Genomic DNA, 20,789 nt, shown 5'->3' with positions numbered 1-20,789 from the left:
CCCCGTCCCTCACGCCTCAAGCGAGCTCAACCCCCACGCTTGCATGCGACTGATCAAGGCGAAAGTGAAGCGCTGCCCGAGTAGCGGATGTGGCCACAATGCCTCTCAGCGCCCACCGCACAACGCGGTTCAGCGCTCACGCCGTATCAAAGCGCGTGACCGAAACGCCCAAGCCGCGGGGCCCAGTTGGCAAGGATGTCTGCCGACACCAGCACCCGGCGCGCTTGGCCGATGAGCAGGTGGCGCGGCACAAACCCGATGTAGCGCGAGTCGGCGCTGTTGTCGCGGTTGTCGCCCAGCACCAGGTACTCGCCCTCGGGCACCGTCACCGGGCCGAAGCTGCGGTGCGCGGTCACGCCCTGCAGCCACTGCACACGGCGCTCGTGGCCCCGCAGGTGCTCCGTCCAGCGGGTGGCGGGCACCTGGGCGCCCCATTCCAGCAGGGTTTCGGTCACCGCTTCGGGCGTGTCATAGCGCGCCGCCTCGCCGTTCAGGTACAGCACCTCGTCGCGCATTTCCACCGTGTCGCCGGGCAACGCCGCAATGCGCTTGATGAGCCGCGTGCCATCGCGCGGCGACGAGAAGGTGACCACATCGCCCCGCTCGGGCTCGCCCAGGCGGGCGAGCACCACATCGGTCAGCGGCAGCTTTAGATCGTAGGCCAGGCGGTTGACAAAAACGACGTCGCCTTCGAGCAGCGTGGGGCGCATCGAACCCGAAGGGATGGGGTTCCAGTCGGCCACCGCCGTGCGGAAGATGCCGAAACACAGCAGCAGCACGATGAACCCACGGTTCGATTTGATCCAGTTCAGCAGCATGACGACAACTCCAAGTAGCTTCAAAGCAAGCGCTCTGCTCGGATGCGCCCTGTTGCAACTTGGTTCCGTGAGACAGGCCATTGCGAATCTCCTTCAGCACTTGCTGTGAACGCAGCCAATTCCAGTGCACCCGTGGAACCGGCTTTGCCGGGCCAGGGGGTGCGTCCCCCTTGGGGGAAGCGGCGAAGCCGCTCAGGGGGGCTTCTTTCTAGCTCGGGGATGCGCCGCGTCATACACCTTGGCTAGGTGCTGAAAATCCAGCCGCGTATAGACCTGCGTGGTCGTGATGTTGGCGTGCCCCAGCAGCTCCTGCACGGCGCGCAGGTCGCCGCTGCTTTGCAGCAGGTGGCTGGCAAACGAGTGGCGCAGCATGTGCGGGTGCACGGGCGTGGTCAGCCCCGCCTGCTGGCTGCGCTGGCGCAGGCGCAGCCAGATCGACTGCGCCGTGAGCCGCTTGCCGCGCTGGCCGACGAACAGTGCGGTGTCAAGCCGCGCCGATCCTTCACCGCCGAAGGGCGTCGCCCGCAGTAGCAACCAAGTCTGCAGCGCTGCGGTGGCCGCGCGCCCCACGGGCACGCTGCGGCGCTTGCTGCCCTTGCCGAACACATGGGCCTCACCCGCTTGCAGGTCCACCCAGCCCCGGCCCTGGCGCTGGGTGTCGGCATTGGGGATGGCGTCGAGCCCCGCGAGTTCACCCACGCGCAGGCCGCAGCCGTAGAGCAGCTCGACCATCGCAGCATCGCGCGCCTCCAGCCAGGGGTCGGCGCCGGTGTTGTCGAATTCGGCCAGCCGGACGGCGTCATCCACGCCCAGCGCTTTGGGCAGGGGCTTGGGCGCCTTGGGGGCGCGCACGTCCTGCACAGGGTTGTGCGGAATCAGCCCCTGCCGCCCCGCCCAGATGAAAAAACCGCGCCAGCCCGAGAGGATGAGCGCAATGCCGCGCCCGCTGCGCCCGCCGCTGTGCATCTGCGCCACAAAACGGCGGATGTGTGCGGTCTGCAGCTGCAGCAGCGGCACGCTGACCGCCGCCGCAAACTGCGCGAGCTTTTCAAGGTCCAGCGCGTAGAGCGTGAGCGTGCGCGCTGCCAGCCGCTTTTCGACGCGCACGTGCTCCAGGTAGCGCAGGACGTGGGGGTCGAGCGTGGTAGGCGCAGTGGGCGTGTCAGACATGGTTGCCGTGGCTGATCCGCCGCAGAGTGGCCGCTGGCCGTCTGGCTACTTCAGACGAAGCAATGCGGCGCTGGCCAGCTCGGCCATGCGCGACAGAAATTCGGTGCCCATCGTGGCATCAAAACGCTGCGGGTCTTGCGAGCCCAGCACCAGCAGGCCAAAGGCGGGCGTGGCGCTGTCGATGGCGCCTGCGCGCAGCGGCAGCAGAGCCAGCGACTGGGCGGGCTCGCCCGCCTCGTTGGCCAGCCAGGCGGCGGGCTCGAAACCCAGGTTGGGGCCGCAGAACGGCATGGTGAGCGACGAGGCGAACGCGCGAGCGTCTTCGCTGGCGCCCTGGGTGAAGTCGGCGTCGATGTACGGCGCGGCCACCTCCCACACGCGGACCGCCGCCTGGGGCACGTCGAAAAGGGTGCGCACACCATCCACCACAGCCTGGGGCAGGTCGAACGGGTCGCGCACCTGCAGCAGGCTGCCGGTCCATTGGTGGACCTTGTTGGCAATGGCGGCGTTTTCGGTGCTGTTGCGCACCATTTCCATGATGCGCTGCTCCAGGCCCTTGATCTTTTCACGCAGCATTTCGGCCTGTCGCTCCTGCAAGCTCACGGCGCGCGCGCCGTGGGGGCTGGTGATCTGCACGCTGGCCAGCACCTCGGCATGGCGTTCGAAAAAGCCCGGCGTGTTGGTGAGGAACTGGGCGATGTCGTCTTCGGTGATCGGTGGGATGTGGGACGTCATAGGAGGGTGTCAGGAATGTCGATCTGGCCTTCGAACACCGTGGTGGCGGGGCCTGTCATGAAAACGGAATCGGTGTCGGCACCGCTCCAGGCAATGGTGAGGCGTCCGCCGCGCGTGTCCACATGCACCTCGTTATCGAGCAGGCCGAGGCGGATGCCGGCCGACACGGCGGCGCAGGCGCCCGTGCCGCAGGCCAGGGTCTCACCAGCACCGCGCTCGAACACGCGCAGCCGCACGTGGGTGCGGTCCACGATCTGCAAAAAGCCTGCGTTCACGCGCTGCGGAAAGCGCGCGTGGCGCTCGATCAAAGGGCCCGCTTCGGCGACGGGGGCGGTATCCACGTTGTCCACCAGTTGCACGGCATGGGGGTTGCCCATGGAGACCACTGCTATCAAAACAGTAGCTGCCAGCGCTTTACCATCCAGCGCTAGAGGCCATTTTTGCCCTGATCCTTGCTCTACAGGGCTCAGGCCGCTGGCATCGAACGGTACCTGCGCGGGATCGAACTGCGGGCGGCCCATGTCCACGGTGACACGGCCATCGGGCGTGAGACGGGGGGCGATCACGCCGCTTTGGGTCTGCACCCGCAGGGTGTCTTTGCCCGACAGGCCTTTGTCGTGCACAAAGCGCGCAAAGCAGCGGGCGCCGTTGCCACACTGCTCCACCTCGCCGCCATCGGCGTTGTGGATCACGTACTCGAAGTCGATACCGTCAGCGGGCGAAGGACGCACGGTGAGGATCTGGTCGGCCCCCACGCCGAAGTGGCGGTCGGCCAGAAAACGGTATTGGGCGGTGCTGAGCCCCAGGCGGCCCTGGGTTTCGTCGAGCACCACGAAATCGTTGCCCGCGCCCTGCATTTTGGTGAAGCGAATCTGCATCCGCCAGATTATCGTCGGTGGGCAACCAATAACCTCAGGCAGCGCCGGTTTCACGGCCCCATTAGGCTTGCGCTCTTTGGGCGCCGCTCTGGCTGCCACCCGCCAAGGACTCTTTGATGCCCGATCTTTCCGCCTTCGCCATCACCCACAAATGGCCCGCCCAGCACCCCGACCGCCTCCAGCTGTATTCGCTGCCCACGCCCAACGGCGTGAAGGTGTCGATTGCGCTCGAAGAGCTGGGCCTGCCGTATGAACCCCACCTGGTGAGCTTTGACGCCAACGACCAGACTTCGCCCGAGTTCCTGTCGCTCAACCCCAACAACAAGATCCCCGCCATCCTCGACCCGAATGGCCCGGACGGCCAGCCGCTGGCATTGTTCGAATCCGGCGCCATCCTGTTGTACCTGGCCGAGAAAACCGGCCAGCTGATCCCGCAGGAGGCCGCTGCGCGCTACGAAACCATCCAGTGGGTGATGTGGCAGATGGGCGGCCTGGGCCCGATGTTCGGCCAGCTCGGCTTCTTCCACAAGTTTGCGGGCAAGGACTATGAAGACAAGCGCCCGCGCGACCGCTATGTGGCCGAATCCAAACGCCTGCTGGGCGTGCTGAACCAGCGCCTGGCAGGCCGCCAGTGGGTGATGGGCGACCAGTACACCATTGCCGACATCGCCATCCTGCCCTGGGTGCGCAACCTGATTGGTTTCTACGGCGCGGGCGACCTGGTGGAGTTTGGCCAGTTCACCGACGTGCAGCGCGTGCTGGACGTGTTTGTGGCACGCCCTGCGGTGGTCAGGGGTCTGGCAATTCCGGCACGCGGCTGAGCGAGGAGAGGGTGCGCGCTGGCGCTTTCTTTCTCGCCCGCCCTTGATATTGATCATGCCGGCCAGCCCGCCGCACGGCCGCCGCGCACCTACGATGGACCTCCTTAAAAAAACAGGGAGTACCTCATGGGATTAACCGTCAACGTTCTGGACGATCTGGGCGCGCACAACCTTCAGGCAGCTGCCCAGGCGGCACTGCAGGAGACCAACGCCATCGCGCTGATCGAGCTGCTGGAGATGCTGTGGAGCTGCGACGTGGAAGGCGCCAACGCCGTCATTGATGCGGTGCTGCTGCGCCTGCAGCAGCTGCGGGCGTTGCGCTGAGTGGGCGACCCCAGCACATCCGCCGTAGTACGGCCCATGGGCCGTACCGAAGTGGGACGTGTGCACACGGCGCGCCTCCCCTCGATAATGGCCCGATGCCCCGCACCAGCCAACAACTGCACCCCTACCGCGAACCTGTAGCCACCCGCCTTGCCGCCACTGTGCTGCTGCTGCGCGATGCACCCGGCAATGCGGGAGGCATCGAAGTCCTCATGACCCGGCGCTCCGACAAGGCCAGCTTTGCACCGGGTGCCTATGTGTTCCCGGGCGGGGGCATCGATGCGCTGGATGCGCAATCACACACCGCCGCCGACCGCCGCCCCACACAAAGCGATCTGCACCTCACCCAGGCCATCGCCGCCATCCGTGAGAGTTTTGAAGAACTGGGTGTGCTGCTGGCCCGCCATGCCGACGGCCCCCGCAAGGGGTTGATGGCCGATGCGCAGGACATCGCCGCCATCGACCGCCACCAGCCGTTTGTGGCGCAATGCACCGCGCGCGGCCTGCGGCTGGCGGCCGACAGCGTTTTCATGCTGGCCCACTGGATCACCGACCGCGACCTGCCGCGCCGCTTCGACGTGCCATTTCTCGTCGCCCGCATGCCCGAGGGCCAGGAGCCTGTGGCTGACGAGGCCGAGCAGTTCGAGCCCGTCTGGGTGCGCCCGGCCGATGCGCTGGCACGGCATGAGGCGGGGCAGTTCTTCATGATCTTTCCAACCATCCGCACGCTGCAGCGGCTGGCCACGTTTGCCACCACCCAGGCCGTGTTTGACGCGCTGGCCCACGAACTGCCCCTGTGGACCAGCTGCCCGCGCGCGGGCACGCTGGCGGGCAAGGAAGCGCGATACATGGAAAGCGACATGCCCTACGGCGAGCTGGCCCTGGTGTGCCCCGACGGCCAGATCGTGCACCCGCTGGACTGGCAAACCGAGCGCCCCGTGCCGCTGCTGCGCAACGTACAGCGGTTGACCGCCCCCAACCCCGGCGTGATGACCGGCCCCGGCACCAACAGCTACCTGGTGGGCGACCCCGCCACGGGCTATATCGCCATCGACCCCGGCCCGGCAGACCCCGAACACCTGGACAAGCTCTGGCGCGCGGCGGGCGGCGACATCCGCATGATCGTGTGCACCCATTCGCACCCCGACCACTCGCCGGGCGCCGCGCCGCTGCAGGCACTGTGTGTGCAGGCGGGCAAAGCCCGGCCCCCCATCCTGGGCCTGCCCTCGGCGCCCACCGCGCGCACGGCCAGCACATTCACACCCGACAGATCGCTACAAAATAATGAGCTACTCGCGCTTGATGGACAAGCGCCAGAGGGCAATATTACCCATACTTTGCGGGTCATCCACACCCCGGGCCACGCCGCCAACCACCTGTGCCTGCTGCTGGTGGAAGACGCCCTGCTGTTCAGCGGTGACCACATCCTGAACGGCAGCACCACGGTGGTGGACCCACCCGACGGCAACATGGCCGACTACCTCGATTCGCTGGACAAGCTCGACGCCGTGTGCGCCGAGCATGGCGTGGAGTTCATCCTGCCTGCGCACGGTTATGTTCTGGGCGATGCCCGTGGCGCCATCGCCAAGCTCAAGGCCCACCGCCTGGCACGCGAGGCCAAGGTGCTGGCCGCCATGCAGGCGCTGCCCCAGGGCAGCATGGAAGACTGGGTGCGGCACGCCTACGCCGACGTGCCGCCGCGCATGTGGCCCGTTGCGCAGCGCTCGCTCCTGGCGCATGTGGAGCGAATAAGAATGTTCGCCCCCTGAGTCGCCTGCGGCGCCTTCCCCCATCCGGGGGACGACGCCCTCGCTGCGGGGCGGCCCTTGCTTGGCGTCCCTGGCGGAGAGCGCGCCCGCTGCACGCGCCACGAACAACAAGAGGCGTGCCCACACAATCCATCCAACAAAGAAAGCCGCCCCAACCCATGAATGACAAAAACCCCGACCCCTCCCACATCCGCCTAGCCAAGCGTGTGGCCGACCAACTGAACTGCTCGCGCAGCACGGCCGAGCAGTTCGTCGAAGGCGGCTTTGTGAGCGTGGACGGCCAGGTGGTGGAAGCCCCCGGCGCACGCGTGCGCCCCGACCAGGCCGTGACGGTGGCGCCAGACGCCAGCCTGCTGGAGTTGACCCCGGTGACCTTGCTGCTACACAAGCCAGTGGGGTTTGAAGCGGGCCTGGGTCTGCCCGCCGGGCAGGCGGCCCATGCCAGCCGCAGCCAGGGCGCCACTGCGGCCACCACCCTGCTGGGCCCGGCATCCCACCTGCCTGAGGACGCCTCAGGCATCCGTGTGCTGCAGCGCCACTTCAAGCAGCTGGAATGTTTCACCCCGCTGCCCACCGAGGCCAGTGGCTTGGTGGTCTACACGCAGGACAAGCGCATCGCGCGCAAGCTGGCGGAAGACATCGAGTCGCTGGAGCAGGAGTGCATCGTGGAGGTAAAAGGCGACATTGCACCGAACGGGCTGCAGCGCCTGTGCCACGGCCTCTCGTTCAACGGCCGCCCGCTGCCGCCCATCAAGGTGAGCTGGCAAAACGAGACCAAGCTGCGCTTTGCCCTCAAGGGCATCCGCCCCGGCCAGATCCCGGCCATGTGCGGGGCCGTGGGCCTCACTGTGGTGGCCTTGAAGCGCATTCGCATTGGCCGCGTGCCGCTGGCGAAGGTGCCTGAAGGGCAGTGGCGGTATTTGCAGCCTTGGGAAAGATTTTGAATCCCCCCTGAGTCGCCTTCGGCGCCGCCCCCCCGGGGGACGCCACCTGTGGCCTGGCAAAGCCAGTTCCACGGTGGCACTGGTCTGGCCGCGCGCCCCGTGGCCACGTCGGTGCGACCGTCCGCTTGGCGACCCTCCCGACGGGTTCGGTATCAGCCCAACCCAAACCGTTCACGCTGAGCTTGTCGAAGCACGGCGCCAAGCTTGGACATGCTCGGCCCGAACGGTGGGCCCCAGCTTCCAAGCGACAAGTTTGAAGCTATCAAATTCATAGCTTCCAGCGCTTGTTGTAAAAGCGCCAGAGGCCAATTCGGCATAAACTTTTCTTCCACAGCCGCTGCTACACTGCGCGGCAAACAGGAGGGAGTTCATGAGCCAAGTTTCATCAGACAGAGACAGCGCTGCGGGGCCGATGTCTACGTTCATGCCGCAGAACATCGATGCACACCCGATGGAGTTCACGGGCAGCGGGGGCGAATACTTCCGGGTGTGGATCGTCAACGTGCTGCTGTCCATCGTCACGCTGGGCATCTACACCCCCTGGGCCCGGCGCCGCACGGCGCAATACTTCTACAGCCACACGCTGGTGGCGGGCAGCCCGCTCGAATTCACTGCGCAGCAGCGCAAGATGGTGATGGGCTTCGTGCTGCTGATGCTCATCACCCTGGCCTACAACATCGCGGCCAACACGGGGCAGGATGCTGCCGTGGGCGTCTTGCTGCTGACGGGCGCCGTGCTCTCGCCGCTGATCTGGGGCAGTGCCATGCGCTTTCGGCTGGGCGCCACGCGCTGGCGCGGCCTGCGCCTGCAGTTCACCGCCCACTGGAAAGAGGTCTACCTCGCGAGCTGGCCCCTGTTCGCGCTGGCGCTGGTGTGGTTCGGCGTGTTTTTTGGCATGCAGATCCTCTCGCCCGAACTGGCCGACGTCTTGCAGGAGGTGGAGGACGAAGCCGCCAACCCCAAGATGCCTTCGTTCACCCCGGCCATGGGCGCCCTGCTGCTGCTGGGCCTGGTGCTGACCGTGCTGTGCTTCATCCGCCTGGAATACAACTACAAGAGCCTGCTGGTGCTCAAGGCCCAGGTAGGCGCCGAAAAAGGCCGCTGGAAGCCGGTGTACATGGATTTCGTCAAGGTGTGGCTGGCCACGGTGGCCGTTTTCGTGCTGACCGTGGTGGGGTTCTCGGTGCTGATTGGCGTGCTGGCGGGCAGCTCCATCGCCCTGTTCGCCGGTCAGAGCAGCCGCATGGGCCTGTGGATGATTCTGGTGATCATCGTGTCCATTGTGGCGGGCATCTTCATGCTGATCCTGGCTTCGGCCCCCGCCCGCGCCTACCGGGAGGCGCGCATGTTCCAGCTCATGTGGAACAACATCGGCGTGAGCCATGTGGCACGGTTCAAGTGCCATCTCAAGAGCGGCAGCTACGTGGGGCTGCGCATCAAGAACATGCTGCTCACCCTGCTCACGCTCGGCCTCTACCGCCCGTTTGCGCGGGTGAGTGAATACCGCATGAAATGCGAATCCGTCACCCTGCACGTCAAGGGCGGCGTGGAACAGGTGGCGGGCGCCATGGTGCGCCAGCAACAGGGCGGCCTGGGCGATGCGCTGGCCGATGCGGCAGGCCTGGACCTCATCGGTTGAGCATGCCCGCCCCCGTGAACACAGACCTGCTCCAAGGACGCTGGTTCGACGGCCAGAGCAGCAGAGCCCGCCCCGTGATGGTGAGCCTGCGGCCCACGCCGCAGGGCCCGTCGCTGGTGCTGCACCCGCTCTCACAGCCGGGCGCCGAGCCGGTCGTGTTCGCCTGGAAGGACGTGGGCTGGCCGGAGGCCTGGAACGAACACAAGCCCCAGCCCCGGGTGGTCGTGGACCTGCGGGACCACGGCAGCCTGGAGGTCGATGCCGTGAGCGACTGGCGTGCCGCCCTCGCAGCCGCTGGCGAGCGCCCCGGCCTGGCCCAGCGCATGCAGACCCGCTGGCCCGTGCTGCTGGGTGTGACAGCCGCCGCCGTCATCGGCCTCACGCTGTTCTACCGCTATGGCACGCCCTGGGCCGCCACACAGCTCACCCGCTTTGTGCCCCTGGGCTGGGAAACCAGCGTGGCCGAGAACGTGCTCAAGCAGATGGACGACGGCACCTTGAAGCCCAGCAAGCTCCCCAAGGAGCGGCAGGAGCAGCTCAAGGCCCGCTTTGACGCCCTGGTGCAGCAGACGCCCACAACCATGCACCGCTACCCCGACTACCGTCCGCCGCTGTCGCTGGAGTTCCGATCAGGCATGGGCGCCAATGCGTTTGCCCTGCCCGGTGGCAAGATCGTGATGACCGACAGCATCGTGAAAGCAGCGACTGACCAGGGCCTGCCCGACGACGCCCTGGTGGGCGTGCTGGCCCACGAGATCGGCCATGTGGTGTACCGCCACACTACGCGCATGGTGGTGGAACAAGGCGTGCTCAACATGGGCCTGGGCCTGGCGCTCGGGGACGTGTCGACGGTGGTGTCCACAGGCGCATCGGTGCTCACCGGCCTGGCCTACAGCCGCAGCCACGAACGCGAAGCCGACTGCTACGCCATCGCCCTCATGAACCACACCGCCCTGCCCACGGCGCCCATGGGCAAGCTGCTGCTGGCCATTGCCCACGACGAAGAGGAAGAAGAAGAAAACAAGAAGAAAGAAGAAGAGAAAGCGGGCCAGAACCAGGCAGCCGCACCCACGGCCAAGCCTGGCGCCAGCAGCCCCGAACGCACGCGCCAGCGCAAGACGGCCGAAGAGATGGCCTCCCATCCCGTGTGGTCGCTGCTCAGCAGCCACCCCGACACCGTGGCGCGAGCCAGCGAGCTGGAAAAGGGGCATGCGCCCCATTGCACGAAAAACTGAGCCAGCCCCCGCCCCCTTGCTGGGCAATGCTGGCTTCCTCCCGCCATCGTCAGAGCTTGAGGCGCGAAGGGGCTGGGAACCGCGGTGGGGAAACCGGGGATGGGAAATAAAGTGTGAAGCGCGCCGATAAGCCGGATTCTGTGCACCACGGTTGCCCGCAGTGTGACCGCCATTAATCTGGGCCGGGTGTCGCCACCACGGCTCGGTGCTACCTACCCGCCAACTCTGCGGAACCACATCAACGTTGGCCTACTTGGTATTGCTGCGCGTAGAGATTGCCCGTTTCACCCCCGGTGGTTTGCCTTGCGGCACTCCCCCGGGACTCGTCTCTGTTGCTCTGATCCTCACCTCACGGTGGGCAGCCGTTAGCTGCTACGCTGTCCTGTGCAGTCCGGACGTTCCTCCAGTGCCTGGTTTCCCAGATTGCACCAGCGGCGGTCTGGCGCGCTTCACGCTGTCGATTATCGCATCGCCCCGGGCCACTGCGCACTGCGCTGCGCCATCCGCCAGCTGCACCTGTCTCAAAAATCTACTTAGTGCGCCCCGGTAGGCCGGTGGCCACTTGTTGACCTGCCTGAGTCGCTTTCCGGCTTTGCGTGCATAAACGGTATGCAGCCATTGAAAACGGGTCCTAGATCGTGACAGGCCGTGCAATGACTACTTACAGGATGAAACCAGAAACACTGTCTCACTGGTAATCACACATATGGCGCCATGGGTTCTCAATGGGCACACTGGCCCCGCACCGTTTACCACAGCAACATCAGGAGGAATGCCAATGAACGTGACTGCAACGACCCATGCGGGAGGAGTTCCGGGTGGCCACGGGGTCAATGAAGATTTGATCATCAAGGACGGCTTTATCGTCGACCCACGCGTAGTCGATAAACGCGTTGCGGCACTGGAACACGGCGCCATGACCAGGGTCGATGCCATCGTGCTGCACCAAACCGACAGCAGCACCATGAATCTAGAACACGCCAAGACCGACGGGATCGGCGCGCACTTCTACATCGAAAAAGACGGCACCATTTACCAAACTGCGCGACTGGACCAGAGCGTCTACAGCGTCGGGAAAATCCGCTCCCGATGCGATGACAGCCGAACCTGCAGCAAAGAAGAGAAAACGGCGATCGACACGCTCATGAACTCGTCTGCAAGCTACGGCGCCAAAGTCAAAGCGCTCAACACCCGGGAGCAGGCCAAGGCCTACCCCGATCGATATCCAACCAACGGTGACTCCGTGGCCATTGAAGTGGTAGCCAAATTCGACCCAAAGACAAAACTGTTCGAGCGCCCCACGGCAGAGCAGACCGAATCGCTGAAATGGCTGACGCAGGCATTGGGTAGCCACTACGGGCTCGACTTGCAAACGGACGTTTACCGTCACTCCGACATCTCTTACAAACAGGCCGATGAGGCCAAGAGCCTGGTGTTCCAATGAGGGTGGCGCTGATCACCCTCTTGTCTTGTTGGGCCTGCGGGTCCGCAGTGGCACAGCCATCCAACCTTCATTGGGTACAGAGTTTCGCCGTCAAAGAAGGCACACGTAACCGCTGCGATGCACCGCGCTTCAGTGAAGCCGAACTAAGGACGTACTTTCTGCACGAAGCCAAGCGCGTCCCGGAAGAAGGGTTCGCGCAACGTGACTGGTCTGGCTGCTACGCGGAAGGGTTCGCAGTAAACGCTCGGGGCGAACGCCAACTTCGCTGGCAACTCGACCTGCTGGGAACAGGAATCATCACCTGGACAGATGGCCAGACTCACCATTTCGCGCGCGAGCAGTGAGACGTTTCCCGCATCACCGCCCTGCTGCGCGGCTGGGCGCTGCCCCGCCAGCCATCGCAGGGCGGCCGCCGAGGCTTGCGCTGCAAACACCGCGCGGGACCACGCACTGTGTCTAATGGCGTCGTCCCAACCATGACGGGAACGACGCCGTAGTCAACCGCTCCCAGTCGAGCCCAAAACGCGCCAGGTACTTGCGCAACCGGTCCGCGTCGTTGACCACCGTGCGCTGCGCACGCGACGCCTGGAACAGTTGCCGCCCAGCGTCCGACAGGGTGCGGGCGTTGCGGCACACCTGCAGTACCGCCGCCAGTTGCAGCTGATCAAACAGGTCCATGGTTCCCACCGCTTCCTCACCCAATAGGTCTGCAAGATCGTCACGGCCCAACACGCCGGGTGTGGGCGCCAAACCGTTGCGCGCATCGCTGGCGGGTTGCCAAAGCCAGCGCAGGCGGGCCATTTCGGCCTCGACCAGGGACAGGCCAATGCGGCCGCTGTCGGCCAGCGTGGCCAGGCGCGTCACGCTGGCCGAAAGGTCGCGGAAGTTGCCGGTCCACAGGGCCTCCGGCGACTGGGCGTAGCGCAGGTAGGCCGCGCGCGCCTCGTTGGAAAAGCGCACGCTGCGGCCCAGCTCGGTGCCTGCGCGGGCCAGCTGGTGGTCCACATTAGGTTCGATGTCTTCAGGCCGCTGCGCCAGGCCGGGCAGCACATAGCTCCAGAGGTTGATGCGCGCATACAGGTCTTCGCGAAAGCGCCCGGCCGCCACCTCGGTGCGCAGGTCGCGGTTGGTGCCGGCGATCAGCTCGAAGTCGCTGGCCACCTCGCGGTCGCTGCCCATGGGGTAGAAGCGCTTTTCCTCCACCGCCTTGAGCAGCATGGCCTGCTCGTCCAGGCCCAGTTCGCCAATCTCGTCGAGGAACAGCACGCCCTTGTGTGCCATGCGCAGCAAACCCGCACGGTCGGCTGCCGCACCCGTGAAAGCGCCCTTTTTGTGGCCGAACAGCGTGGATGCCGCGCCGTCGCCATGCAGCGTGGCGCAGTTCACCTCCACAAATTCGCCCTCGACCTGGTGGCGCGCCTTCTTCAGCTCGTACATGCGCCGCGCCAGGTGCGACTTGCCCGCGCCCGTGGGCCCGGTGAACAGGATGGGCGCGCGCGAGCGCACCGCCACGCGCTCCACCTCGTCGATCAGCGCGTTGAAGCGCGCGTTGCGCGTGGCAATACCGCTTTTGAGGAACTGCACCGCGTCCTGCTGCTCGGCGCCAAAGCGCTGCGCGATCACGTCGTAGCGCGAGAGGTCCAGGTCGATCAGCGTGTAGCTGCCCGGGTCGCCCATCTGCTGGCGCTTGGGCGGCGAGGTCTGCGCCAGCACGCCCGGAATGCGGCGCGACTCCACCAGCAGGAACAGGCAGATCTGCGCCACGTGGGTGCCGGTGGTGATGTGGGTCCAGTATTCCTCGCGCTCGGTGTCAAAGCGGTAGCCCCGCGCCCAATCAAAGAGCTTGGCATACACCTCGCCAAAGTCCCACGGGTCGGCAATGGGCAGGGGTACCAGATTCACCGTGGTCTCGGGGGACGCGATCACCATGTCCGCGCGCACCTGTTGCGCCAAGTCCTGGTGAGGCGGTGTGTAGAGAAGCTCCAGCCGCTCGATCACCACGTCCTCATGCTGCACCAGCGATACGGTGGGGCGCCACTTCTCCCACCGCCCCGCGCCCCGGCCGGAGTCGAGCTGGGTGCCAAGGAAACCGATCACGACTTTGTTTTTGCGCATGCTGTTTATCTATTTAGCTAGCTTTAATTCTATTAATTTTATATTCACCTAAGAAGCAAAAAATCTTACGGATGAATTTCTCTATACAAATCAACGACTTGAAGGAATTCAACCGACAAAACTCAGGCTGGCACACATCTGGCAATAGATAAGGCATCCAGCGCAAGCGGTGACCGCTCACAGGCCGGGGTTAGGACCAACGTTCGCCCCGCCGGTGCAGGGAATCCGGGCCATCAAGGCCTTGTCGATTCCCCGCATGCCGCACACCGCAAACGCTGGGTAACGGCAAGGTCGGGTGACGCCTCGCAAGAGGACGTGCCGGGTTCGACTCCCGGCTTGCCACCACTGGTAGCTCAGTCTGGTAGAGCCCCCCGAAAGGGGTTGTCGCAGGTTCGATTCCTGCCCATGGCCGCAAGGCCTTGTTTGGAAGTACCGGTCGAAAGACCACCCGCCGAACGCGGGGGGTTGCCCCAAGGTGGCGTTTTTGGACGCAACCGCAAGGCAAGGCCCCGTCAGCCGGTGGCGGTTTGTGCCAGCACCCGGCACAGCCCGCGCCCGCAGCCAGCCACGCTGCCGCCCTGCTTGCAGGGCAGCAACCACGGCGCACTGCAGGGCCCTGGCTGTGCCCCCTGGCACCCCGCCATTGCTGTAACGGCACCCTGATTGCAACGACAACGACAGAACAAGGAGAAGAAAAATGATGAAGCTGATCGAACGAGTGACCGTGAAGAAAAACGAACGCGCCCTGCTGCTGCGCAACGGCAGCTTTGACCGCGTGCTCCAAAGCGGCACCTACTGGTTGTTTGCGGGCATGGACCAACTGCGCGTGGAAACCTTCGCCCTGGAACAACCCGCTTTCACCCACGGCCTGGCCGACTACCTGATGGCGCAGGAGCCTGCCGTGGTGGCGGCAGAGTTTGTGCAAGTGAACCTGTCGGAGCAGCAAGTGGGCCTGCGCAGCGAAAACGGCGTGCTGGTCGAGGTGCTGCCGCCCGGCACACGCCGCCTGTATTGGAAAGGCCTGGTGGAGGTAAGCGTGCAGGTGATCGACCTCGACGCAGGCCCCGAGCTGCCCGCCGCCCTGGTGGCGCGCCTGACGCACACACAACTGCGCCAGCGCAGCGTGACCGGATTGACCGGCGTGCTGCAAGTGCAGGTGCCCGAAGGCCTGTGCGCACTGCTCAGCATCGACGGCAAAGTGGACCGGCTGCTGCCTGCGGGCGCCTATGCGTACTGGAAGTACGGCCGCACCATCGCTGTGGAACTCGTGGACCTGCGCCTGCAGGCCGTAGAGGTCTCAGGCCAGGACATCATGACCCGCGACAAGGTGAGCCTGCGGTTGAACCTCTCGGCCACCTTTCGCTACACCGATGTGCTGCGCGCCTTTGCCCAGTTGCAAAAGCCCGCCGACCACCTGTACCGCGAGCTGCAGTTTGCGCTGCGCGCCGCCGTGGGCACCCGCACGCTCGATGAGCTGCTGGAGAACAAGACGGTGATCGACGACGTGGTGACCGCGCACATGGCTACCAAGCTCATGCCTTTTGGCATGGTGATGGAAAGCGTTGGCGTGAAGGACATCGTGCTGCCTGGCGAGATGAAAACCATCCTGACCCAGGTGGTGCAGGCGGAGAAGCAGGCCCAGGCCAACGTGATCCGCCGCCGCGAAGAGACTGCCGCTACGCGCTCACTGCTCAACACGGCGAAGGTGATGGAGGACAACCCTGTTGCCCTGCGCATGAAGGAGCTGGAGACGCTGGAGCGGGTGGCTGAACGGGTCGACAAGATCTCGGTGTTTGGCGGACTGGATCAGGTGCTGAACGGCCTGGTGAAGATGCGCTGAAAGAGAACCATGAAAAAGAAACCAACGACTGCTGCAATGCCTCTGGAAGACGCCACACAGGCGGTCTACCAGACCTTTGCGAAATACCAGGCACCGCATGGGCTGCTGGATGTCTGCACCGGCTGCTGCATGGATGCCGAACTGGAGCGCGAGATGCGATGCCTGCCGCTGCGCCAACTGACGCGGGAACACTTTTATCAATACAACGACTCTGCCAAGAGCCAGGTACAGCCCGCGGACGAGATCAAGTACTACCTGCCTCGCATGCTGGAATTGCTGGCGCAAGGAGCCCGATTGCACCACTCCACCGAGATCTATCTCGACCGGCTGGGGCGTTGCCTTGCCGATGCCTACTCATCTGACGAGAGGGCTGCCGTGCTGGGTTATGCACGGGCATTCTTCGCCGAGGGCCTGGCGCAGTGGGAGCCGGACAGCGAAGGCCTTTTCCAGGGAGAGCACGCATTCAGCATCCTGCTGATGTGGGACTACGCCGGAGTATCCATACAGCCCTTGCTGGACGACTGGTTAGCAGACGACCGCGAAGCGGCGACGCTGAACTTTGTAGATTCCTACTACTGGGAATACTGGACGAACGGCGGAGCGATCTCCAACGCGTTTGCCGAGGCGCCCTTTCAGGCCGCCATGCAGGCATGGCTGAATGATCCGCACGTCAAAGCCGCGTGGGCACACAAGCTATTGAAGCTGACAGAGGACGGGCCACCCGCCGACTGGCGCCCGGCATGCGCCAAATGCGGCCAGATCCACTACCCGCTGACCGAACGCATTGCAGCTGTCTTTGATGCAATGGCCAGCTGAAGATGAACAACAGAACAGGAAAGTAAGATGAACAACTACGAACAATATGAAGTCCCCAACGGCGTCCCAGTGAAGATGTGGACCAACGGCGTGCCCGTGGAAGAAGAAGCCCGGAACCAACTGCGCAACATCGCGCGCCTGCCCATCGTGTTCAAGCATGTGGCGGTGATGCCCGATGTGCACCTGGGGATTGGCGCCACCATCGGCTCGGTGGTGCCTACCCTCAAGGCCATCATTCCCGCTGCGGTGGGGGTGGACCTGGGGTGCGGAATGATGGCGTGCAAGACCACGCTGACGGCCAGCGACCTGCCCGACAACCTGTCCGGCGTGCGCGCCGCCATCGAACGCGCCGTGCCGGTGGGGATGACGCCCAAACGCATGGGCCGCGACAAAGGCAGCTGGGATACCCCGCCCGCCGAAACCGACCGCGCCTGGGCGGGGCTGGTGGACGAGTTCGAGGAAATCTGCGAAGCGCACCCACGCATCAAGAACACCAACAACTACAAGCACCTGGGGACGCTGGGAACGGGTAACCACTTCATCGAAATCTGCCTGGACGAACACCAGTCCGTGTGGGTGATGCTGCACTCGGGCTCGCGTGGGGTGGGTAACGCCATCGGCACCCACTTCATCGAGCTGGCCAAGAAGGACGCCGAGATGAACCAACGCAACCTGCCGGACAAAGACCTGGCCTACTTCGAGGAAGGCGCACAGTATTTCGGCGACTACGTGAAGGCCGTGGGGTGGGCGCAAAAGTTTGCTGCCGCCAACCGCGAAGTGATGATGGGCCGCGTGATTGCCGCGCTGCGCCAGGTGATCACCAAGCCGTTCGAGACGCACATTGAGGCGGTGAACTGCCACCACAACTACGTGCAGCGCGAGACGCACTTCGGGCAAGAGGTCTTCGTGACCCGCAAGGGTGCGGTGAGTGCCGAGCAAGGCAAGCTGGGGATCATCCCGGGAAGCATGGGGGCCAAGAGCTTCATCGTGCGCGGAAAAGGTAACCCCGAGAGCTTCAACAGCTGCAGCCACGGCGCGGGCCGCACCATGAGCCGTACCAAGGCCAAGAAGATGTTCACGGTCGCGGACCAGATCAAGGCAACCGAAGGCGTGGAATGCCGAAAGGATGCCGACGTGATCGATGAGATTCCGATGGCCTACAAGAACATTGACGCGGTGATGGCGGCGCAGCAGGACCTGGTGGAGGTGGTTTACACGCTCAAGCAAGTCGTCTGCGTGAAGGGGTGAGCGCCATGACGCACAAGAACGGCCTGCACGGCCGTGGCCTGTCGGTGCAGCCCGGAACTGTCATCCATGAATACACCAAGGATGAAGCTCGGCAATGGGCTCAGCGCTGGCTGGAAGTTTATGCTCCCGGCGAGCGGGCGCCAGGGCTGAAACAATACCTATGGCACACGTTCAGCTACGAGGCCTATCCGAGCGTGTCCGGCAGCGATGCCGACCGGTGGTACGCGGATCAGGATGGCTCAGAGGTCGTGGTCCTGTCCAACAACAGGAACGCAGCCCTGCTGACCAACGCACTGCCCACCCAGTGCAGCGCGCCGGATTTTTGCGTTTTCCCAACCGATCTCGCTTGGACCATGGCGTTTACCCACGAGGACGGTTGGCTTGGCCCTTACTTTGCGAAGCACCCGGACTATGCGGCACTGACAGAGCGCGCAACACAACAAAGACTGGCCACGCTCCGCAAGATGCAAGAGATGGAACGCGCGAGACAGAAGGGCTGGCTGTAATCCAGCACCAACAATTTGGTCAATTCCTTTTGATAGCTACTGGCGCTTTTCAGACAAGCGCCACAGGCACTTTTTATGCTTTATTTTGAATCTACCCTCACCCTCGACGGCTCCACCGGCGAAGGCGGCGGCCAGATCCTGCGCACCGGCCTGGCCCTTGCCATGGTCACCGGCCGCCCGCTGCACATCACACGCATTCGCGCCGGGCGGCCCAAGCCGGGGCTGATGCGCCAGCACCTGGCCTGCGTGCAGGCGGCGGTGGCTGTGTGCGGCGGCGATGCAGAAGGCGCGGAACTGGGGTCGCAAACGCTGCTGTTCACGCCCGGCGCCGTGCGCGCAGGCGACTACCGCTTTCAGATCGCGACGGCGGGCAGCTGCCTGCTGGTACTGCAAACTGTGCTGCCTGCTTTGATGCTGGCGGAGGGCGAAAGCCGCGTGCAACTCTCGGGAGGCACGCACAACCCGATGGCGCCGCCATTTGATTTTCTGGAGCGGGCGTTTGCGCCGCTGGTGCGGCGGTTGGGTGTGGGGCTGGATCTGCAACTGCAACGGCGCGGCTTTTACCCCGCCGGGGGTGGCGAGGTGCTGGCACACATCACGCCCGCAGCGCTGCCGTTCACGCCTGTGGACGTGCTGGAGCGCGGCCCGTTGCAGGACGCCTGGGGTGAGGCACTGGTGCCGGGCCTGGCGCGCAACATTGCCACGCGGGAGCTGGATGCGCTGGGCCAGCGCATGGGCTGGACGTTTGAATCCGGCCGACTGCGCCAGCCCCCTACGTGCCAGAACGAAGGCCCGGGCAATGCGCTGCTTGCCACGCTGGAGTACGAGCACATCACCGAGGTGTTCTGCCAGCTGGGCGAGCGCAGCCTGTCGTCCGAGCAGGTTGCCAAGCGGCTGGTGGAGGAGGTACGCGACTACCAGCGCAGCACGGGCGCCCTGGGCCCGCACCTGGCCGACCAGTGGATGCTGCCGCTGGCCCTGGCGGTGTGGCGCAGCGGGCAGGCAGCGCGCTACACCTGCACCGAGGTGACGCAGCACACGGCCACCAACGCGCAGACGATTGCGCTGGGGCTGCCGGTGCAGGTGCAGATCACGCCAGTCAAGCAGGCCATGCTGGTGGAGATCCTTCCGCGGCCGTGAGGCGGGCCAGCGCAGCCCGGCCTCTGATATGGCTATATCCATATCACCCGGGCTGCAGAACAACTGGTTCAGAATGCGCGTGAGACCGCCATGCCAGTGCGCGAATCGCGTTTACCCCGGGCTTGTCGAATGGCTTGCGCCGTGCCTTGGCTTCGACAGGCTCAGCCCGAACGGATATTTGGGTAATTTGGATATTTGCGAACTGACCGGGAGGCTGCATCCCTCTCCCCCCTTTTTCACCTCATAGGAGACGCCATGAAAGTTGACAACATTCTGCAAACCATCGGCAACACGCCCCACGTGCGCATCAACCGCCTGTTTGGCCCGGCGGCCAACGTGTGGGTGAAGTCCGAGCGCAGCAACCCTGGCGGCTCCATCAAGGACCGCATCGCACTGTCGATGGTGGAAGACGCTGAAAAGTCCGGCGCACTCAAGCCCGGCGGCACCATCATCGAGCCCACCAGCGGCAACACCGGCATCGGCCTGGCTCTGGTGGCCGCCGTCAAGGGCTACAAGCTGATTCTGGTGATGCCCGACAGCATGAGCATCGAGCGCCGCCGCCTGATGCTCGCCTATGGCGCGCAGTTTGACCTGACCCCGCGGGAGAAGGGCATGAAGGGCGCGATTGCCCGCGCACAAGAACTGCAGGCGCAGACACCCGGCGCGTGGGTTCCCCAGCAGTTCGAGAACCCCGCCAACATCGATGTGCATGTGCGCACCACGGCGCAGGAGATCCTGGCGGACTTCCCCGATGGCATCGACGTGCTGATCACCGGCGTGGGCACGGGCGGCCACATCACCGGCGTGGCACGGGTGCTCAAAGCCAAGTTCCCCAACCTCAAGGTGTTTGCGGTGGAGCCCACGGCGTCGCCCGTGATCTCGGGGGGCGCACCGTCGCCCCACCCCATTCAGGGCATTGGCGCGGGGTTCATCCCCAAGAACCTCGACACCAGCCTGCTCGACGGTGTGATCCAGGTCGATGCCGAACCGGCGCGCGAATACGCACGCCGCTCTGCGCGCGAAGAGGGCATCCTGGTGGGTATTTCGTCGGGCGCCACGCTCGCCGCCATTGCGCAAAAGCTGCCCGAGCTGCCTGCGGGCGCCAAGGTGCTGGGCTTCAACTACGACACGGGCGAGCGTTACCTGTCGGTCGAAGGGTTCCTGCCGGCGTAGGCGCCGCTGCCGCCTGCGGCAGCACTTTGCAGAACGAAATGGGGCTATCAGGCCCCATTTTTTTCGTCCCCAGCAGCACAAAACCACGGCCAGCCGTCCTACAGCGGCAAGGCAGTGCAGCCCAAACAATCAAGTCATCCCTCGGCCTGCCCCTGGTGGCCATTGCGCACACCG

General features: G+C 64.8%; 19 protein-coding genes and 1 other RNA gene. 14 read left to right on the top strand and 6 right to left on the bottom strand.

The features are described 5' to 3' along the window. Nucleotides 1-146 precede the first annotated feature (146 nt). From lepB to dapF, 4 genes are all read right to left on the bottom strand, one after another. Nucleotides 147-818 carry a signal peptidase I gene (lepB, locus tag KW832_RS02020; protein WP_218298816.1) on the bottom strand — a complete coding sequence of 224 codons (672 nt, stop codon included), beginning with the start codon at nt 816-818 and terminating at the stop codon, nt 147-149. 192 nt (nt 819-1,010) lie between these two features. Continuing rightward, on the bottom strand, nt 1,011-1,988 hold the full coding sequence (locus KW832_RS02015; protein ID WP_218298817.1) for a tyrosine recombinase XerC: 978 nt from the start codon (nt 1,986-1,988) through the stop codon (nt 1,011-1,013). Between the two features lie 45 nt (nt 1,989-2,033). Next, nucleotides 2,034-2,723, bottom strand: a complete 690-nt coding sequence (locus tag KW832_RS02010) for a DUF484 family protein (protein WP_055399608.1) — start codon at nt 2,721-2,723, stop codon at nt 2,034-2,036. Then, nucleotides 2,720-3,601 carry a diaminopimelate epimerase gene (gene dapF / locus KW832_RS02005; protein ID WP_218298818.1) on the bottom strand — a complete coding sequence of 294 codons (882 nt, stop codon included), beginning with the start codon at nt 3,599-3,601 and terminating at the stop codon, nt 2,720-2,722. The genes KW832_RS02010 and dapF overlap by 4 nt, the downstream gene beginning before the upstream one ends. Before the next feature lie 116 nt (nt 3,602-3,717). Here dapF and KW832_RS02000 point away from each other — a divergent pair, with 116 nt between their 5' ends. The 6 genes from KW832_RS02000 to KW832_RS01975 all read left to right on the top strand — a co-directional run bounded on the left by KW832_RS02000 (nt 3,718) and on the right by KW832_RS01975 (nt 10,333). Beyond that, nucleotides 3,718-4,422 carry a glutathione S-transferase N-terminal domain-containing protein gene (locus KW832_RS02000; protein WP_218298819.1) on the top strand — a complete coding sequence of 235 codons (705 nt, stop codon included), beginning with the start codon at nt 3,718-3,720 and terminating at the stop codon, nt 4,420-4,422. A 126-nt stretch (nt 4,423-4,548) separates the two neighbouring features. Beyond that, a complete protein-coding gene (locus KW832_RS01995; protein ID WP_055399614.1) occupies nt 4,549-4,746 on the top strand; it encodes a hypothetical protein in 198 nt (65 codons plus the stop codon). 95 nt (nt 4,747-4,841) lie between these two features. After that, entirely contained in the window at nt 4,842-6,515 is a 1,674-nt protein-coding gene (locus KW832_RS01990) for an MBL fold metallo-hydrolase (protein WP_218298820.1), read from the top strand. Between the two features lie 158 nt (nt 6,516-6,673). After that, complete coding sequence (locus KW832_RS01985) at nt 6,674-7,459, top strand: rRNA pseudouridine synthase (protein ID WP_218298821.1); 786 nt, start codon at nt 6,674-6,676, stop codon at nt 7,457-7,459. 370 nt (nt 7,460-7,829) lie between these two features. Next, a complete protein-coding gene (locus tag KW832_RS01980) occupies nt 7,830-9,098 on the top strand; it encodes a YjgN family protein (RefSeq protein WP_370628606.1) in 1,269 nt (422 codons plus the stop codon). 2 nt (nt 9,099-9,100) lie between these two features. Further along, nucleotides 9,101-10,333: a M48 family metallopeptidase gene (locus tag KW832_RS01975; protein ID WP_218298822.1), complete on the top strand. Its 1,233-nt coding sequence runs from the start codon at nt 9,101-9,103 to the stop codon at nt 10,331-10,333. Between the two features lie 111 nt (nt 10,334-10,444). Here the strand turns inward: KW832_RS01975 and rnpB are convergent. Next, nucleotides 10,445-10,784: RNase P RNA component class A (gene rnpB, locus KW832_RS01970), an RNA gene on the bottom strand. 327 nt (nt 10,785-11,111) lie between these two features. Here rnpB and KW832_RS01965 point away from each other — a divergent pair. Next, on the top strand, nt 11,112-11,777 hold the full coding sequence (locus tag KW832_RS01965; RefSeq protein WP_158603839.1) for a peptidoglycan recognition family protein: 666 nt from the start codon (nt 11,112-11,114) through the stop codon (nt 11,775-11,777). 2 nt (nt 11,778-11,779) lie between these two features. Next, on the top strand, nt 11,780-12,121 hold the full coding sequence (locus KW832_RS01960) for a hypothetical protein (protein ID WP_218298823.1): 342 nt from the start codon (nt 11,780-11,782) through the stop codon (nt 12,119-12,121). 112 nt (nt 12,122-12,233) lie between these two features. Here KW832_RS01960 and rtcR read toward each other — a convergent pair whose 3' ends face one another. Further along, nucleotides 12,234-13,892: an RNA repair transcriptional activator RtcR gene (gene rtcR, locus KW832_RS01955; RefSeq protein WP_218298824.1), complete on the bottom strand. Its 1,659-nt coding sequence runs from the start codon at nt 13,890-13,892 to the stop codon at nt 12,234-12,236. 700 nt (nt 13,893-14,592) lie between these two features. Between rtcR and KW832_RS01950 the strand changes: the two genes are divergently transcribed. From KW832_RS01950 to cysK, 6 genes are all read left to right on the top strand, one after another. Further along, nucleotides 14,593-15,732, top strand: a complete 1,140-nt coding sequence (locus KW832_RS01950) for a slipin family protein (protein ID WP_218298825.1) — start codon at nt 14,593-14,595, stop codon at nt 15,730-15,732. Between the two features lie 9 nt (nt 15,733-15,741). Continuing rightward, the gene (locus tag KW832_RS01945) at nt 15,742-16,548 is read left to right on the top strand and encodes a hypothetical protein (protein WP_218298826.1); all 807 of its coding nucleotides are present in this window, start codon (nt 15,742-15,744) and stop codon (nt 16,546-16,548) included. A 27-nt stretch (nt 16,549-16,575) separates the two neighbouring features. After that, entirely contained in the window at nt 16,576-17,796 is a 1,221-nt protein-coding gene (locus KW832_RS01940; RefSeq protein ID WP_218298827.1) for an RtcB family protein, read from the top strand. 5 nt (nt 17,797-17,801) lie between these two features. Then, nucleotides 17,802-18,302: a DUF4275 family protein gene (locus KW832_RS01935; RefSeq protein WP_218298828.1), complete on the top strand. Its 501-nt coding sequence runs from the start codon at nt 17,802-17,804 to the stop codon at nt 18,300-18,302. Between the two features lie 75 nt (nt 18,303-18,377). Beyond that, complete coding sequence (gene rtcA / locus KW832_RS01930) at nt 18,378-19,442, top strand: RNA 3'-terminal phosphate cyclase (RefSeq protein WP_218298829.1); 1,065 nt, start codon at nt 18,378-18,380, stop codon at nt 19,440-19,442. A 255-nt stretch (nt 19,443-19,697) separates the two neighbouring features. Further along, nucleotides 19,698-20,615 carry a cysteine synthase A gene (gene cysK / locus KW832_RS01925; protein ID WP_176888302.1) on the top strand — a complete coding sequence of 306 codons (918 nt, stop codon included), beginning with the start codon at nt 19,698-19,700 and terminating at the stop codon, nt 20,613-20,615. The last annotated feature ends 174 nt before the right edge of the window (nt 20,616-20,789 follow it).

The organism is Acidovorax sp. sif0632 (assembly GCF_019218805.1).
Lineage (GTDB): Bacteria > Pseudomonadota > Gammaproteobacteria > Burkholderiales > Burkholderiaceae_C > Acidovorax > Acidovorax facilis.
This window is presented reverse-complemented; position numbering and strand designations above follow the sequence as displayed.